Origin of the sequence: Pseudomonas abietaniphila, assembly GCF_900100795.1 — a bacterium.
GTDB lineage: Bacteria > Pseudomonadota > Gammaproteobacteria > Pseudomonadales > Pseudomonadaceae > Aquipseudomonas > Aquipseudomonas abietaniphila.
In genome coordinates, this window is the sequence record NZ_FNCO01000005.1 from 197,438 (window position 1) to 213,546 (window position 16,109).

General features: G+C 59.4%; 17 protein-coding genes. 8 read left to right on the plus strand and 9 right to left on the minus strand.

Features of this window, described 5'->3' with window-relative positions:
- Window positions 1-31: 31 nt before the first annotated feature.
- Window positions 32-1,027 carry an alpha/beta fold hydrolase gene (locus BLS87_RS11910; protein ID WP_074752689.1) on the minus strand — a complete coding sequence of 332 codons (996 nt, stop codon included), beginning with the start codon at window positions 1,025-1,027 and terminating at the stop codon, window positions 32-34.
- Window positions 1,028-1,189: 162 nt separating this feature from the next.
- Between BLS87_RS11910 and BLS87_RS11915 the strand changes: the two genes are divergently transcribed.
- The 3 genes from BLS87_RS11915 to tsaA all read left to right on the plus strand — a co-directional run bounded on the left by BLS87_RS11915 (window position 1,190) and on the right by tsaA (window position 3,147).
- On the plus strand, window positions 1,190-1,900 hold the full coding sequence (locus BLS87_RS11915; protein WP_074752690.1) for an rRNA pseudouridine synthase: 711 nt from the start codon (window positions 1,190-1,192) through the stop codon (window positions 1,898-1,900).
- A 66-nt stretch (window positions 1,901-1,966) separates the two neighbouring features.
- On the plus strand, window positions 1,967-2,428 hold the full coding sequence (locus BLS87_RS11920; RefSeq protein WP_074752691.1) for a YehS family protein: 462 nt from the start codon (window positions 1,967-1,969) through the stop codon (window positions 2,426-2,428).
- Window positions 2,429-2,445: 17 nt separating this feature from the next.
- Window positions 2,446-3,147: a tRNA (N6-threonylcarbamoyladenosine(37)-N6)-methyltransferase TrmO gene (gene tsaA / locus BLS87_RS11925; protein WP_074752692.1), complete on the plus strand. Its 702-nt coding sequence runs from the start codon at window positions 2,446-2,448 to the stop codon at window positions 3,145-3,147.
- 269 nt (window positions 3,148-3,416) lie between these two features.
- Here tsaA and fpr read toward each other — a convergent pair whose 3' ends face one another.
- Window positions 3,417-4,196 (minus strand): ferredoxin-NADP reductase, encoded by a 780-nt coding sequence (gene fpr / locus BLS87_RS11930; RefSeq protein ID WP_002554680.1) that lies wholly within the window; start codon window positions 4,194-4,196, stop codon window positions 3,417-3,419.
- A gap of 121 nt (window positions 4,197-4,317) precedes the next feature.
- On the opposite strand from fpr, the gene BLS87_RS11935 reads away from it, so the two are divergent.
- Entirely contained in the window at window positions 4,318-5,244 is a 927-nt protein-coding gene (locus BLS87_RS11935) for a LysR family transcriptional regulator (protein WP_074752693.1), read from the plus strand.
- A gap of 27 nt (window positions 5,245-5,271) precedes the next feature.
- Here BLS87_RS11935 and BLS87_RS11940 read toward each other — a convergent pair whose 3' ends face one another.
- Both BLS87_RS11940 and erdR read right to left on the minus strand, forming a co-directional pair.
- Window positions 5,272-5,640 (minus strand): diacylglycerol kinase, encoded by a 369-nt coding sequence (locus BLS87_RS11940; RefSeq protein WP_074752694.1) that lies wholly within the window; start codon window positions 5,638-5,640, stop codon window positions 5,272-5,274.
- A gap of 105 nt (window positions 5,641-5,745) precedes the next feature.
- Window positions 5,746-6,393 carry a response regulator transcription factor ErdR gene (gene erdR, locus BLS87_RS11945; RefSeq protein ID WP_074752695.1) on the minus strand — a complete coding sequence of 216 codons (648 nt, stop codon included), beginning with the start codon at window positions 6,391-6,393 and terminating at the stop codon, window positions 5,746-5,748.
- Between the two features lie 225 nt (window positions 6,394-6,618).
- Here erdR and BLS87_RS11950 point away from each other — a divergent pair, with 225 nt between their 5' ends.
- Complete coding sequence (locus BLS87_RS11950) at window positions 6,619-7,509, plus strand: DMT family transporter (protein ID WP_074752696.1); 891 nt, start codon at window positions 6,619-6,621, stop codon at window positions 7,507-7,509.
- A gap of 74 nt (window positions 7,510-7,583) precedes the next feature.
- Here the strand turns inward: BLS87_RS11950 and BLS87_RS11955 are convergent, their stop codons facing one another.
- Entirely contained in the window at window positions 7,584-8,312 is a 729-nt protein-coding gene (locus tag BLS87_RS11955) for a tRNA-uridine aminocarboxypropyltransferase (protein ID WP_074752697.1), read from the minus strand.
- Window positions 8,313-8,532: 220 nt separating this feature from the next.
- On the opposite strand from BLS87_RS11955, the gene BLS87_RS11960 reads away from it, so the two are divergent.
- Window positions 8,533-8,958, plus strand: a complete 426-nt coding sequence (locus tag BLS87_RS11960) for a PA3611 family quorum-sensing-regulated virulence factor (RefSeq protein ID WP_074752698.1) — start codon at window positions 8,533-8,535, stop codon at window positions 8,956-8,958.
- 9 nt (window positions 8,959-8,967) lie between these two features.
- Here BLS87_RS11960 and BLS87_RS11965 read toward each other — a convergent pair whose 3' ends face one another.
- Window positions 8,968-9,159, minus strand: coding sequence for a hypothetical protein (locus tag BLS87_RS11965; RefSeq protein ID WP_074752699.1), 192 nt, complete (start codon window positions 9,157-9,159; stop codon window positions 8,968-8,970).
- Between the two features lie 496 nt (window positions 9,160-9,655).
- Here BLS87_RS11965 and BLS87_RS11970 point away from each other — a divergent pair, with 496 nt between their 5' ends.
- Window positions 9,656-10,771, plus strand: a complete 1,116-nt coding sequence (locus BLS87_RS11970; protein ID WP_074752700.1) for an LOG family protein — start codon at window positions 9,656-9,658, stop codon at window positions 10,769-10,771.
- A gap of 38 nt (window positions 10,772-10,809) precedes the next feature.
- On the opposite strand, the gene recX is transcribed toward BLS87_RS11970, so the two are convergent.
- The 3 genes from recX to BLS87_RS11985 all read right to left on the minus strand — a co-directional run bounded on the left by recX (window position 10,810) and on the right by BLS87_RS11985 (window position 12,942).
- On the minus strand, window positions 10,810-11,280 hold the full coding sequence (gene recX, locus BLS87_RS11975; RefSeq protein WP_074752701.1) for a recombination regulator RecX: 471 nt from the start codon (window positions 11,278-11,280) through the stop codon (window positions 10,810-10,812).
- An 11-nt stretch (window positions 11,281-11,291) separates the two neighbouring features.
- Window positions 11,292-12,356 carry a recombinase RecA gene (gene recA / locus BLS87_RS11980; protein ID WP_074752702.1) on the minus strand — a complete coding sequence of 355 codons (1,065 nt, stop codon included), beginning with the start codon at window positions 12,354-12,356 and terminating at the stop codon, window positions 11,292-11,294.
- 85 nt (window positions 12,357-12,441) lie between these two features.
- A complete protein-coding gene (locus BLS87_RS11985; RefSeq protein WP_482211657.1) occupies window positions 12,442-12,942 on the minus strand; it encodes a CinA family protein in 501 nt (166 codons plus the stop codon).
- 500 nt (window positions 12,943-13,442) lie between these two features.
- Here BLS87_RS11985 and mutS point away from each other — a divergent pair, with 500 nt between their 5' ends.
- Window positions 13,443-16,010, plus strand: coding sequence for a DNA mismatch repair protein MutS (gene mutS / locus BLS87_RS11990; RefSeq protein WP_167362057.1), 2,568 nt, complete (start codon window positions 13,443-13,445; stop codon window positions 16,008-16,010).
- Window positions 16,011-16,109: the final 99 nt, after the last annotated feature.

The window sequence follows — 16,109 nt, forward strand, 5'->3', positions numbered from 1 at the left end:
GCAGCGTGTCAGGCGCAAATCAGCGACTCGCTCAGCGCTTCAAGCTCTCCAGCAGCACTTTATTGAACTGTTGCGGATCCTGAATCTGCGGCGCGTGCCCCAACCCGGCGAACTCGATCAGCGTCGCCTGCGCAATCCGCTTGGCGACCGCCTTGCCCAACTCGGGATAGTTGCCCAGCGTCTTGCGCAGGGCTTGCGGCGCGGCGTCCTTGGCGATGGCGGTGTTGTCCTTCTGGCCGATGAACAACACCGTCGGCATCTTCAGCTTTTCAAAGTCGTAGAAGACCGGCTGATTGAAGATCATCCCGTAGGTCTTCGCCGACGCCCGGGCGACCTCTTCCTTGCCCTTGCCGTTGAACATGCCGGCCTGCATGTCGACCCAATGATCGAACTCCGGCCGCCATTCGTTGGCGTAATAGGTCGATTGCTGATACTTGCGAATGCTTTCGGCACTGGTTTTCAGTTCACGGGCGTACCAATCGTCGAAACTTCGATCGGGCACGCCTTTGGCTTTCCAGTCTTCAAGGCCGATCGGGTTGACCAGCAGCAACTGATCCACCTGATCCGGGTACATCAAGGCAAAACGCGTCGCCAGCATGCCGCCCATGGAGTGTCCGACCACGGTGACATGATCGATGCCCAAGTGAGTCAACAGTGCCTTCGTATTCTGCGCCAGTTGCTCGAACGAGTAGGTGTAGTCAGCGGGTTTGCTGGAACGACAAAAGCCGATCTGATCCGGCGCCACCACACGATAGCCCGCAGCCGTCAGCGCTTTAATGCTGCCCTCCCAGGTCGCGCCACAAAAGTTTTTGCCATGCAGCATCACCACACTCCTGCCATTGGGCGTGCCGGTGGGTTTGATGTCCATGTACCCCATCTGCACCTGCGCACCCTGCGACTCGAAGCTGAAATTCTGCGCCGCGAACGGGTATTGAAACCCTTCCAGCTGCGGGCCATAGGAAGGCGTCTGCGCCGCCAGCAAAGGCAAGCTGATGCCCATCAGCAGCGCGGGTAACCATTTGGTCATGAAAAAGCTCCATATGAAGTGGGAATCAAGAGCAGACCAACGCTACTCCCGGAAAAATCCTTCAGATGGAGTCTCATTCAAGAAGCATTTTCAATGTTGCCGCGATTAACGGTGCTTGCACGGGTACAATAGGCGCCTTTCCCTTCTGTTACGGCTTTTCTCATGACTGACCCCATTCGCCTTTCCAAACGCCTTATCGAGCAGGTCGGCTGCTCGCGCCGCGAAGCCGAGCTGTTCATCGAAGGCGGCTGGGTCACGGTGGACGGCGTTGTCGTCGACGAGCCGCAATTCAAGGTCGAGAACCAGACCGTCGTTCTCAGCCCCGATGCCAAGGCCGTCACCCCTGAAGCCGTGACCATCCTGTTCAACGTCCCCGCCGGCATGAGCCCTGAAAAAGCCTTGTCACTGATTACGCCCGAGTCGTTGTCGGCCGAGCACAGCTTCAGCAAGCGTCCGCTCAAGGGTCATTTCCTTCGCCTGGAAGCCATCTCGACGTTGCAGGCCAATGCCAGCGGCCTGATGGTGTTCAGCCAGGACTGGAAAATCCTGCGCAAGCTGACCGACGACCGCAGCAAGATCGAACAGGAGTACGTGGTCGAGATCGATGGCGAGATGGTTGCTCACGGCCTCAACCGCCTGAACCACGGCCTGATGTACAAGGGCAAGGAACTGCCCAAGGTCAAGGCCAGCTGGCAGAACGAAACCCGCCTGCGCTTCGCCATGAAGAACCCCCAGCCCGGTGTCATCGCGCAACTGTGCGAAGCGGTTGGCTTGAAAGTCGTGTCGATCCGGCGGATCCGCGTCGGCGGCGTCTCGATCGGCAAGGTGCCGGAAGGCCAATGGCGCTACATGACCGATAAAGAAAAGTTCTAACCCGCATTTCCAGCGCAGCGCGGCACCCGCGCGCGCTCACACCCGATTGATCAGGACTCACGCATCATGATGAACAACGATGTACTGCGTAGCATTCGCTACATGCTCGATATCAGCGACGCCAAGGTGGTGGATATCATCAAGCTGGGCGGCTTCGACGTGACCAAGGCCCAGATCATGGCCTACATGAAGAAAGACGAAGAAGAAGGTTTCGAACCCTGCAGCGACGAAGTCATGGCCTACTTTCTCGACGGCCTGGTGTTTTTCAAGCGCGGCAAGGATGAAACCCGCCCTCCGTTGCCGATCGAACTGCCGATGACCAACAACATCGTCCTGAAGAAGCTGCGCGTCGCCTTCGAACTGAAGGAAGACGACATGCACGCGATCCTCAAGGCCGCCGAATTTCCCGTCTCCAAGCCTGAGCTGAGCGCCCTGTTTCGCAAAGCCGGGCACAATAACTATCGCCCATGCGGCGATCAGCTGCTGCGCAATTTCTTGCGCGGGCTGACGTTGCGCGTACGCGGCTGAAGGCTGTCGATGACCCAATGAACCCGAGTTACAGCGTCTCTCCCATCGGTTTCGTGCGCTCCTGCTTCAGGGAGAAGTTCGCCATCCCGCGCCAGCCACAACTGGCACCGGCCGCCCGTGGCGTACTTGAACTGGTGGCGCCGTTTGATCAGGGTGAGGCCGTACAGGGGTTGGAACAGGTCAGCCATGTCTGGCTGCTGTTTGTGTTCCATCAAGCGCTGGAGGACAAACCCCGACTGAAAGTGCGCCCTCCTCGTCTTGGGGGTAATCAGTCGATGGGGGTGTTCGCCACCCGTGCTACCCATCGGCCGAACGGCATTGGGCAATCGGTGGTGAAGCTGGAGAAGGTCGAGGCCGGACGATTGTGGCTGTCGGGCATCGACCTGCTGGACGGCACGCCGGTGCTGGACGTCAAACCTTATGTGCCCTATGCCGATGTTGTGACCGGTGCGAGCAACCGCATGGCTGCTGCCGCCCCGGCGCTGATTCCCGTGCAATGGAACGATGCAGCGCTCATGCAGGCGCGTGAACATGCCCTGCGCCTCGATGAGCCACTGGTGGAGCTGATCGATCAGTGCCTGGCCCAGGACCCGCGGCCGGCGTATCAGGTGCCAGCGCCAGAGCGTGTGTATGGCGCGCAATTCTGGGACCTGGACGTGCGCTGGCATTATCCGCAAGCCGGCCTGATTCGGGTACTGGAAGTCGTCCCTGCCCGTTGATCCCTGCTCACCACTCAACGACCGCCCACAAAAAAACCGCCTGGTCCGTGACCTCCAGGCGGTTTTTTTGTCAGGCACTAAACCTCTAGCGCCCGCACTGACTTCTTCGCGAGGAAACTCGCTCCCACAGAGGACTCCAGACGAAGCCCCGATATTCAGCCAGCTGCAAAACCCTGTGGGACCGAGCGTGCTCGGGAAGGGGCCGCATTAAACGCTGAATATCTTCAGTCAAAAAAGCCCCGCAAGTTTGAAGACCTGCGGGTTCAGTATCACTTCTCGACAAATGCACGCTCGATCAGGTAATCGCCCGGCTCACGCATGCGTGGCGAAACGGTCAGACCGAAGCTGTTCAGCACTTCGCTGGTTTCGTCGAGCATGCTTGGGCTGCCGCACAGCATGGCGCGGTCGTCCTGCGGGTTGATCGGCGGCAGACCGATATCGCTGAACAGCTTGCCGCTGCGCATCAGGTCGGTCAGGCGGCCTTCGTTTTCGAACGGCTCGCGGGTAACGGTCGGGTAGTAGATCAGCTTGTCGCGCAGCGCTTCGCCGAAGAATTCGTTCTGTGGCAGGTGCTCGGTGATGAACTCGCGGTAGGCGACTTCGTTCACGTAACGCACACCGTGGCACAGGATGACCTTCTCGAAACGCTCGTAGGTTTCCGGGTCCTGAATCACGCTCATGAAGGGCGCAAGACCGGTGCCGGTGCTGAGCAGGTACAGGTGTTTGCCTGGCTTGAGGTCATCGAGCACCAGCGTGCCGGTAGGCTTTTTGCTGATGATGATCTCGTCGCCTTCCTTGAGGTGCTGCAGCTGCGAGGTCAGCGGGCCGTCCGGCACCTTGATGCTGAAGAACTCCAGATGCTCTTCCCAGTTCGGGCTGGCGATGGAGTAGGCACGCATGAGCGGGCGCCCGTTTGGCTGCTGCAGACCGATCATGACGAACTGACCGTTCTCGAAGCGCAGGCCTGGATCACGGGTGCACTTGAAACTGAAGAGGGTGTCGTTCCAGTGATGAACGCTGAGGACACGCTCGTGATTCATGTTGCTCATGGTACGTGGGAACTCCTGAAATGTGCCTGCGCCGGTCAAAGCGCCATTGCGCGATATTCTAGTGGCAGACACAATATCTGTTAACTGAATTATCAAGATATGGGTTATCGGTTATATAGATATGCGATTTACTCTTCGTCAACTGCAAGTCTTCGTCGCCGTGGCCCAGCAGGAAAGCGTTTCACGCGCTGCCGTGCAGCTTTCCCTGTCGCAATCGGCGGCCAGTACCTCCATCACCGAACTCGAACGGCAATCCAGTTGCCAGTTGTTCGATCGCGCCGGTAAACGCCTGAGCCTGAATGCCACCGGACGGCAATTGTTGCCTCAGGCCGTTGCATTGCTGGATCAGGCCAAGGAAATCGAAGACCTGCTCAACGGCAAGTCCGGTTTCGGTTCATTGGCGGTCGGCGCCACACTCACCATTGGCAACTATCTGGCTACGTTGTTGATCGGCAGCTTCATGCAACGTCACCCGGAAAGCCAGGTGAAGCTGCATGTGCAGAACACTGCCAATATCGTGCAGCAGGTCGCGCACTACGAAATCGACCTGGGCTTGATCGAGGGCGATTGCAGCCATCCCGACATCGAGGTGCAAACCTGGGTGGAGGACGAGTTGGTGGTGTTTTGTGCGCCTCAGCACCCGCTGGCCAAGCGCGGGCACGCCACACTGGCAGAATTGACGCAGGAAGCCTGGATTCTTCGGGAGCAGGGTTCAGGCACGCGCCTGACGTTTGATCAGGCGATGCGTCACCACCTCAACAGCCTGAATGTGCGCCTTGAGCTTGAGCACACGGAGGCAATCAAACGTGCGGTGGAATCGGGGCTGGGGATTGGTTGCATATCCCGGCTGGCGTTGCGCGACGCGTTTCGCCGGGGCAGCCTGGTGGCGGTGGAAACACCGGAACTGGATCTGGTGCGTCAGTTCTACTTCATCTGGCACAAGCAAAAATACCAGACCTCGGCCATCCGCGAATTTCTGGACCTTTGCCGCGCCTTCACGGCCGGCGTGCAGCGCAGTGACGAGATCGTGTTGCCCAGTATCGCCTGAAGCGACGCCGGGCAAACGCCTGTTCGGTCAACCCAACAAAATCAACGCCCAAACCACAGCGATCATGCTCAGCGCGACGAACTGCGCCGCGCTGCCCATGTCCTTGGCGTTCTTCGACAACGGGTGGCGGTCCAGGGAAATTCGGTCAATGGCCGCTTCAATGGCCGAGTTCAGCAACTCGACGATCAGCGCGAGCAAGCACACGGCGATGAGAATCGCCCGCTCGCCCCGGCTGACATGAAACAGAAACGACACCGGGATCAGGATGACGTTGAGCAACACCAGTTGGCGAAACGCGGCTTCGCCTTTGAAGGCGGCAATCAGGCCGTCAAGTGAATACCCGGAAGCATTGAGAATACGTTTAAGGCCGGTTTGACCTTTGAAAGGCGACGTCATAGGAAAACTACTGATAAAAGAAGACGGTGGAGGCTAGTTCAGCGGCGGTCAAAAAAGTGTGAAGAACCGCCGCTGGAGGCCGCGAAAAGCGGTAAAACAGACGCATCAGTTGGGCGAAATCGATTCCAGTTGTTGCAAGAGCAAAGCAGCCTGCGTACGCGTTCGCACGTTCAGCTTGCGAAAGATCGCGGTCACATGGGCCTTGATGGTGGCTTCGGACACGCTCAACTCATAAGCAATCTGTTTGTTCAGCAAGCCTTCACAGACCATGGTCAGCACGCGGAACTGCTGCGGGGTCAGGCTGGCAAGGCCTTCACTGGCGGCCTTGGCCTCCGGCGAGACGCTTACATTTTCGTTGACCTGCGGCGGCCACCAGACGTCGCCGTCGAGCACCGTGCGCACCGCCTGTTGAATCGTTTCCAGCGAACTGGACTTCGGAATGAAACCGCTGGCGCCGAACTCCTTCGACTTGACCACCACAGCCGCTTCTTCCTGCGCCGACACCATGACCACCGGCACCTGCGGGTACTGTCCCCTCAGCAGCACAAGCCCTGAGAATCCGTACGCGCCGGGCATATTGAGGTCCAGTAACACCAGATCCCAATCGGACTTCTCCGTCAGACGCGCCTCCAGGTCGGCGATGCTTTCCGCTTCGACCAGTCGGGCGTCGGGGCCCAAGCCCAGGGTCAAGGCCTGGTGCAAGGCACTGCGGAACAGGGGATGGTCATCGGCGATCAGGATTTCGTAGGTCATTTCATGATCCTGTTTATAGGTGAGGGCCGACGGATTCAGCGCTCACGATGGCATCGGGAAATGCCACTTTTTTACAGCGCGTCAGTACGACGCAAACAACGCCAGCGCACGCGGGGAGTGGCGTTCAAGCACTCATGCGGCGCCAAGGATGCCCAGCGAACTCAGGGTGGTCAAGTTCGGTGGTTTGCGGCACAGTCTGCGCCCCCGATTCTTCCGAGTGCCATCATGCAAAAACACGCCCTGCGAGCGGATCTGCTCATGCTCTTGACCGCGCTGATCTGGGGCACCGGTTTCGTCGCGCAAACAGCCGGCATGGACCACATTGGTCCTTATCTGTATTCCGGGCTGCGCTTCGCATTGGGTTCCCTTAGCCTGCTGCCATGGGTGTTACGCCGTCCTGCGACGGGGCCCGCTCCCGAGCCATTACTGACCCGCGGCCTGCTGCAAGGCGGCATTGTCATGGGCCTCGCATTGGCGCTGGGCATCAACCTGCAACAGGTCGGCCTGCTGTTCACCAGTGTCACCAACGCAGGCTTCATCACCGGTCTTTACGTGATTGTAGTTCCGCTGCTGGGCCTGTTCCTGGGCCATAAAACCGGCATCGGCACATGGCTGGGCTGCCTGTTGGCCGTCATCGGAATGTTCTTGCTGAGCGTAGGCGACAACTTCCATGTCGCCTCCGGAGATTGGCTGCAATTGATGGGCGCGTTCGTCTGGGGCGGCCATGTGATTCTGGTCGGGGTGTTCGCGAGCCGCCACGACCCGATTCGCCTGGCGTTTCTTCAGTTCGTGACGTGCTCGGTGGTCAGCCTGGTCCTGGCCTTGGTGTTTGAACCCATCGCAATGGACGCCATATTCGCGGCGGGCCCCGCCCTGGTGTATGGCGGCGTGGTCGCCGTGGGAATCGGTTATACGTTGCAAGTGGTCGCGCAGAAGCACGCCATCGCGTCCCACGCCGCGATCATCCTGTCCCTTGAGGCCGTCTTTGCCGCCATTGCCGGTGCCTGGCTACTGGGCGAAGCACTGCAATTACGCGGCTATGCGGGCTGCGCACTGATGTTGGCGGGGATGCTGTTGGCACAGTTGTGGCCAAGGAGAGCTGACGTCGCCCATTGAGTCATTCCTCAGGTCGGGTCGGCTTCTCCGAGGTTGCGACGGGGCCACGTTCACCTTGAATACGCCGGGCGACATCAGGTCGGGACGGCCTTTTGAATGAATGCTTTCAGGTGGCTGTGCGGGGCGTCGTCCGGATCGATGGACCGCTGAAACTTCGCCCCGAGGTAATGAGCGCTGAACACATCCAGGTAAGCATCCAGCACACCTGCCGCCTGTTGGTCGTCCGCCAGCTCCAGGCAGAGGGCCGCCACTTCTGCTGTGCAGAAATGATCGTCGCGCTTCGAACGGCGCAAGCGGTAACGCGACATCTGCTCCGGCGCCAGGCTCAGCACCGGCAGATGATCCAGATATGGGCTTTTGCGAAACATCTTGCGGGCTTCAGGCCACGTCGCATCGAGCAGTATGAACAGCGGCCGCTTACCCGGCGCAACGCTCACCTCTGTCACCACCCGCTCGGCCGCGACGAACTCCCCCGGAAACACGATATAGGGCTGCCACTGTGGATCGTTCAGCAGCGCGGGCAGCTTTTCATCCACCTCGGTTCGCGACCAGGTAAATGCCTCGGTGTCCTTGATCACGTCGGCGATCAACCAACCGGTGTTGGTGGGTTTCAGGGGCTCGGTGTCGTACATCAACAGGCACACGGCCGATGAGGCGTTGACCGAGGGCTTCCAGGCACACAGGCAATAACTTTCGATGACACGACAGCCAGGGCACCGAGGCGCCCGCGAGCCGCGAGCAATGAACGGCTTGGTGCTGCGGGCCAATCGCTCGGCGCGCAAACGCGAGACTGCGTGGCTCATGAGCTCACGCACCCGCAGCGCGGCGCTGGACGGCAGGAAGGCAGTGACACGAAGAATATCCGGCAGGAAAAAAGTCGGCGCAGTCTATCAGAGGCGCCCGGTTCACTGGTGTCCGTCGATGCGACTCACCTATACTGGCCGGCCTTGAAAGCCTTATGTCACGAGTGAACGCACGTGGATGTCACCGGTCCAACCTCGTTCACTGCCCCAGGAGAATCCAATGCTGCGCCTCATTGCCCCCGCTCTCACGCTTTTGCTCATCGCTCCGCTGTGCGCCAACGCGGCGTCCAAACAGGATTACGAACTGAACAAAGAGCTGGAACAAGTCGCGGCGAAAAGCAACGTCGGAAAGCCCAATGCGATCAGCGAAGACATCCTTGACCAAGGCTACACCGTCCAGGGAAACATCCTCATCGACCACCTGAGCGTCCAGGCGGGTCAAGCCCAGCAGATGCGCGAGAACCCTGAGCTGGTCGGGCGTCAGTTAGGCACGAGCGTATGCCGCAACCCCGGTTACCGCCAACTGATGGCCAAGGGCGCAATCCTGCGCTACGAGTTCACGGAATACAAAACCAATCGCGCGATCACGACTCAGCAGATCACTGCCGCCGATTGCGCCGCGAAACCACCTGCCAAGAAGAAGTAACTCCCCTCTCTAGTGCGCCGCGCGCCGCTGCTGATCCTCGGCGCGCAGTTCAGCCACAAGGGCCTGCAGATAATAAGAACGCCTGCCGTTCTGCCTCAGGCGCTTCACGCATTCCTGCTCCAGCGTCGAATGGTTACACCGTGCCGCCTCGCTGAGTGAGCGGAACAGATCCTGATCGACTTCCAGCCTGATGATTTCCATTTCATCCCTCCTTGGCTCGTCCACGCGCTGTGCCTGCGCGGGCAAACCTCGATGACTTCCGGCCGACGCATTTGCAAGTGATGCCAGCGGCGGCGCTATCCAGGTTGCAAAGGCATTTAACCTGCCCTGTCATTCAGTAAATCAGACGCAAAAGAGCTGACCGCACCCGCCGACGAGCGGGAAACACATTCAGCTGTCCGCACAAAGAGTCGTTGCCAGCATCGATGTTTCGGGCACATCATCAAACCATTGGTTTTACCCGGACAGTCTTGTCTCGGTCACGTTTTACAGGCAAAAGGGGGTTGCCTTTCCACTGTCGCCAATCTCAACGTTTTTCTTTTCAACCCAAGGACATAGACAGAATCAGTGTGGCGCCACGCGACGCCATCCCGTACTTGACCCTCGCCAGAGGTGGGCTATCAGCAGCGACGCATGAGGCGTCGTGATCCTGTCGAGACAGTCAGGATCGATGATTCTGCAGAAGGAGAAAGTCTGAATGCCTTACGTACCCAATGATGTGTTGTCTCGTCACTTCCAGAGCAACGGCGTCGACCTCACCGCCAAGGTCGAAGAACAGTTGAACCTGGTCGCTCCCAACAGCCCTAATCTTCCGCTGTACAGGGACATGATACTGACCGTCCTGCGCATGGCCCAGGACGACCGCAATCGCTGGAACGCCAAGATCACCCTCCAGGCACTGCGCGAACTGGATAATGCCTTTCGCGTACTCGAACAATTCCGAGGCCGTCGTAAAGTGACGGTGTTCGGCTCCGCGCGTACCCCCGTCGAGCATCCGATGTACGCGTTGGCGCGGGAACTGGGCAAGAAACTCGCCGCGTCTGATCTGATGGTCATTACCGGGGCCGGCGGCGGCATCATGGCTGCCGCCCACGAAGGCGCGGGACTGGATTACAGCCTTGGGTTCAACATTACCCTGCCCTTCGAGCAACACGCGAACGCCACCGTGGATGGCACCGGCAATCTGCTGCCGTTCCACTTTTTCTTCACCCGAAAGCTGTTCTTCGTCAAAGAAGCCGACGCGCTGGTGCTCTGCCCCGGCGGCTTCGGCACACTGGACGAAGCGCTGGAGGTCTTGACCCTGATTCAGACGGGCAAAAGCCCACTGGTACCGATCGTGTTGCTGGACGCACCTGGCGGCACGTTCTGGGAAGGCGCACTGACGTTTATCAAAAACGAGCTGGAGGTCAACCGCTATATCCTGCCCACCGACATGAACCTGCTGAAACTGGTGTACAGCGCCGACGAGGCGGTCGAAGAGATCAACCAGTTCTACAGCAACTTTCATTCAAGCCGCTGGCTGAAAAACACCTTCGTCATTCGCATGCACCACGCACTGAGCGAGAAAGCCTTGGCCCATATGCAGCAGGCGTTCGCCGACCTGCGTTTGAGCGATGATTTCCATCAGCACGGGTATCAACAAGAGCATGACGAAGAACAGTTCAGCCACCTCACCCGGCTGGCGTTCACCTTCAACGGGCGCAACCACGGGCGACTGCGCATGCTGGTAGATTTCATTAATCAGAGCGAGAACTGGGCAAACCCTGCGCAGACAAGACCGTCGCGCGGACGAGAGCCAATGCAGGCGACATGACTGAAAAGCTGTTAACAGGCTTTAGATGGGCGCGGCGACTAATAGTCGTCGCCGCCCTTCCCGCTTAACAAGCGGCTGATGAGCTCCGGCGGATACCCGCGATAGCTCAAAAAGCGCATCTGCTGGCCGCGCTCCCGGGCGTCTCTGGGCAACTGTCCGGCGAACTTTCGCTGCCAGGATTCTTCCAGCTTTTCTCGCCAGTCGACGCCGCATTCCCGCAGCGCCTGCTCGATATCCGAACGTTGCAGACCTCGTTGACCCAGCTCTTCACGAATGCGCAAAGGGCCGTAGCCAGACCGGGCACGGTAGGACACGAAGCTTTCGAGGTAACGGGATTCTGAAAGCAGACCCTCTTCCGTCAACCGGTCGAGGGCGGCTTCAATCATTTCAGGCGGGGCGCCGCGCTGACGCAGTTTACGCGTCAGCTCGACTCGACCGTGCTCGCGACGTGCGAGCAGGTCCATTGCGGTACGCCGTACGGCGACGAGCGTATCAAGCACTACCGGCATGACGACGACAATCAGAGATCGGCGTCAGCTTCGACTGCAGCCATGTCGTCTTCGGCCACCCGGGACGACTGGGCTTTGACATCAGGAGCGGCGGTCAACAGCTTCTCGCGAATCTGTTTCTCCAGGGTCGCGCCGATTTCCGGGTTGTCCTGCAGGAACTTGGCCGAGTTGGCCTTGCCCTGGCCGATCTTGCTGCCTTGGTAGCTGTACCAGGCACCGGATTTCTCCAGCAGACCGTGAAGCACGCCCAGGTCGATGATCTCGCCATTACGGTAGATGCCCTTGCCGTACAGGATCTGGAATTCAGCCTGACGGAACGGAGGCGCTACCTTGTTCTTCACGACTTTGACGCGGGTTTCGCTGCCCACCACTTCGTCGCCTTCTTTCACCGCGCCGGTACGACGGATGTCCAGACGAACCGAGGCGTAGAACTTCAGCGCGTTACCACCGGTGGTGGTTTCCGGGCTGCCGAACATCACACCGATTTTCATACGGATCTGGTTAATGAAGATGACCAGGCAGTTGGCGTTCTTGATGTTACCGGTGATCTTACGCAGCGCCTGAGACATCAGACGTGCTTGCAGGCCGACGTGCATGTCGCCCATTTCGCCTTCGATTTCAGCCTTTGGCACCAACGCGGCAACGGAGTCGACAACGATGACGTCAATCGCGTTGGAACGCACCAGCATGTCGGTGATTTCCAGCGCTTGCTCACCGGTGTCTGGCTGCGAAACCAGCAGGTCGTCGACATTGACGCCCAGTTTGCCAGCGTACTCTGGGTCGAGTGCGTGCTCGGCGTCAACGAACGCACAGGTCGCGCCCATCTTTTGTGCTTCAGCGATGACCGACAGGGTCATCGTGGTTTTACCGGAAGACTCAGGACCGTAGATTTCAACGATCCGGCCTTTTGGCAGGCCGCCGATACCCAGCGCGATATCGAGACCGAGCGAGCCGGTGGAGATAGCAGGAATAGCCTGGCGGTCATGGTCACCCATGCGCATCACGGCGCCTTTGCCGAATTGACGCTCGATCTGACCCAAGGCCGCAGCCAAGGCTTTCTTCTTGTTGTCGTCCATTGAAGTCCTCTCGTAATCGGTTAGGCCTGATGGCCGATATAACTGTATAAGTAGACAGTATTATTCCACAGGGCTAGGCGCGCGCCTACCCCTGATTTGGTATTTCTCCGCGACTGAGCTGAATCAGCCCCTCTAGCGCGGCCTTCACCGTTTGTCGGCGCACGGCATCGCGGTCGCCGGCAAACTGAAAGCGCTGCGCAATCAACCCTTGCGCAGCGCCCCAGCAAATCCAGACGGTGCCCACCGGCTTGTCCGCAGAACCTCCGTCCGGGCCCGCAACACCGCTGACCGCAACCGAAAATTGCGCGGCGCTGTTGAGTCGAGCACCTTGGGCCATGGCCTCGACCACTTCCCGGCTGACCGCGCCCACCTGACTGAACAACACTTCAGGCACGTTCAGTTGTTGCGTCTTCTGGCGGTTGGAATACGTGACGTATCCCGCCTCGAACCAGGCCGAACTGCCGGGGATACGCGTGATCGCTTCAGCGATTCCGCCGCCGGTACAGGATTCAGCGGTGCTGACCTGGGCACCTGACTCCAGCAAGCGATGGCCCAGTGTGGCAGCCAGTTGAGTGATGTCGTCCACGAAACGCTCCTCTATCGATCACACCATGGACACACGCTACACGAGCCCTGCTCATGCGCAAGAAGACGCGTGACTGAAAACCCGGCCACGCGTGCTCCCGTCACCTAAGTGCGCTCCTGTTTTTCGGGGCATCGTTTCCTCACGGTTTCGATGATGGTTTCCCGAGGCCGCCGACGCGCTTCCTCAAGGGTGATAAAACGTCCATTGGTGGAATCCCTTCCGCGTTTACGTCGCATACACAAAGTCCTTTTTCGAAATGCCTGCCCGGAATCGGACAGCAGCCTCGACAGCCTAGACAGCCCGGAGCGCCTCGTGTCGCTTCGGAAACGAGAGGCAACGAATAACCCGAACCTGCGGCCTGCGAACGTGCGTGGTAACCTTGCGCCCATCGAAAAAGCAATCGGATCTGACGTCGACCCACGTAGGTGGAGTCCCACGCGACGCTCCTCATTTGCCTCAATCTCCCAACGAATTTGCCTAAATAACTGATGAATAAAGCAATTTCCGACCTCTCTTCGCACACCCCAATGATGCAACAGTACTGGAAGCTGAAAAATCAGCATCCAGACCAGTTGATGTTCTATCGCATGGGTGACTTCTACGAGATCTTCTACGAAGACGCCAAAAAGGCAGCCAAGCTGCTCGACATCACGCTGACCGCCCGTGGGCAGTCGGCCGGGCAAAGCATTCCCATGTGCGGCATCCCGTATCACGCGGCAGAAGGGTATCTCGCCAAACTGGTGAAGCTGGGCGAGTCCGTGGTGATCTGCGAACAGATCGGTGATCCGGCGACCAGCAAAGGCCCCGTCGACCGCCAGGTCGTGCGCATCATCACGCCGGGCACCGTGAGTGACGAGGCGTTGCTCGACGAGCGTCGCGACAACCTGATTGCTGCGGTGCTGGGTGATGAGCGCCTGTTCGGGCTTGCGGTTCTGGACATCACCAGCGGTAACTTCACCGTTCAGGAAATCAAGGGCTGGGAAAACCTGCTCGCCGAGCTTGAACGCATCAACCCGGTTGAGCTGTTGATTCCCGACGACTGGCCACAAGGGCTGCCCGCCGAGAAACGCCGAGGCGCGCGTCGCCGTGCCCCTTGGGATTTCGAGCGCGACTCGGCGCACAAGAGCCTCTGCCAGCAATTCTCGACTCAAGACCTGAAAGGCTTTGGCTGCGAGACCCTGACCCTCGCCATCGGCGCGGCGGGTTGCCTGCTGGGTTATGCCAAGGAAACCCAGCGCACGGCGTTGCCACACTTGCGTAGCCTGCGTCACGAACGCATGGATGACACGGTCATCCTGGACGGTGCCAGCCGCCGCAACCTGGAGCTGGACACCAACCTGGCTGGCGGTCGCGACAATACGCTGCAATCGGTCATGGACCGCTGCCAGACCGCCATGGCTACGCGCCTGCTGACGCGTTGGCTGAATCGGCCGTTGCGCGATTTGAAGGTGTTGCAGGCGCGTCAGGAATCGATCGGTTGCTTCCTTGAGCGCTATCGCTTCGAGAACCTGCAGCCGCAGTTGAAAGAAATTGGCGATATCGAACGGATTCTCGCGCGCATCGGCCTGCGTAATGCGCGTCCTCGTGATCTCGCGCGTCTGCGTGACGCCCTTGGCGCGCTGCCGGAACTGCAACAGGCTCTGGCCGACCTTGAAGCACCGCACATTCAGCAACTGGCCCAGACCACCAGCACTTACCCGGAGCTGGCCGATCTGCTGCAACGGGCCATTATCGATAACCCGCCCGCCGTGATCCGCGATGGCGGCGTGTTGAAAACCGGCTATGACGCCGAGCTCGACGAGCTGCTGTCACTGAGCGAGAACGCTGGCCAGTTCCTGATCGATCTGGAAGCACGTGAAAAGGCGCGCACCGGACTTGCCAACCTCAAGGTCGGTTACAACCGCGTGCATGGCTACTTCATCGAGCTGCCGAGCAAACAGGCCGAACAGGCGCCTGCCGACTATATCCGTCGCCAGACGCTCAAGGGTGCTGAGCGCTTCATCACCCCGGAGCTGAAGGAATTCGAAGACAAGGCGCTGTCGGCCAAGAGCCGCGCACTGGCTCGCGAAAAAATGCTCTACGAAAGGTTGCTTGAAGACCTGATCGGTCATCTGGCACCGCTGCAGGACACCGCTGCAGCGCTTGCCGAACTGGACGTGCTGAGCAACCTCGCCGAGCGTGCGCTGAACCTTGACTTGAACCGACCGCGTTTCACCGATGAGCCGTGCATGCGCATCGAGCAAGGTCGTCACCCGGTGGTCGAGCAAGTCTTGTCTTCGCCCTTCGTGGCCAACGATCTGGACCTGAACGACAACACCCGCATGCTGGTCATCACCGGTCCTAACATGGGCGGTAAATCCACCTACATGCGCCAGACCGCGTTGATCGTCTTGCTGGCTCACATTGGCAGCTTTGTTCCCGCGGCCAGTTGCGAGCTTTCGTTGGTTGACCGCATCTTTACCCGTATCGGCTCCAGCGACGATCTGGCGGGAGGACGGTCCACGTTCATGGTCGAGATGAGCGAAACCGCGAACATCCTGCACAACGCCACAGACAAAAGCCTGGTGCTGATGGATGAAGTGGGCCGCGGCACCAGCACGTTTGACGGACTTTCGCTGGCCTGGGCTGCGGCAGAATGTCTCGCCCAGCTGCGCGCCTACACGCTGTTTGCCACCCACTATTTCGAACTGACGGTGCTACCGGAAAGCGAACCGCTGGTGGCCAACGTTCACCTCAATGCCACGGAGCACAACGAACGTATCGTGTTCCTGCACCGCGTGCTGCCCGGCCCTGCCAGTCAGAGCTACGGTCTGGCCGTGGCCCAACTGGCGGGCGTTCCAGGCAAGGTGATCAGTCGTGCCAAGGAGCACTTGCAGCGCCTCGAAACCACCAGCCTGCCCCATGAACAGCCCAAGCCAAAGCCCGGCAAGGCGCCAGCGCCGCAGCAGGCCGACATGTTCGCGACGCTGCCGCACCCGGTGCTCGAGGAACTGTCGAAGCTGAAAATCGACGACATGACGCCGCGCCAAGCTATCGAATGGTTATATGGACTGCAAAACCGGATCTAACGGTATTTGCAACAAGCTGTTAGAATCCCGCGCGGTTTGGGAATGGTACGGCTTGTAGCCGGGCCGTAAGAGATCCGAGCCGCGTTCGAACACAGCGAA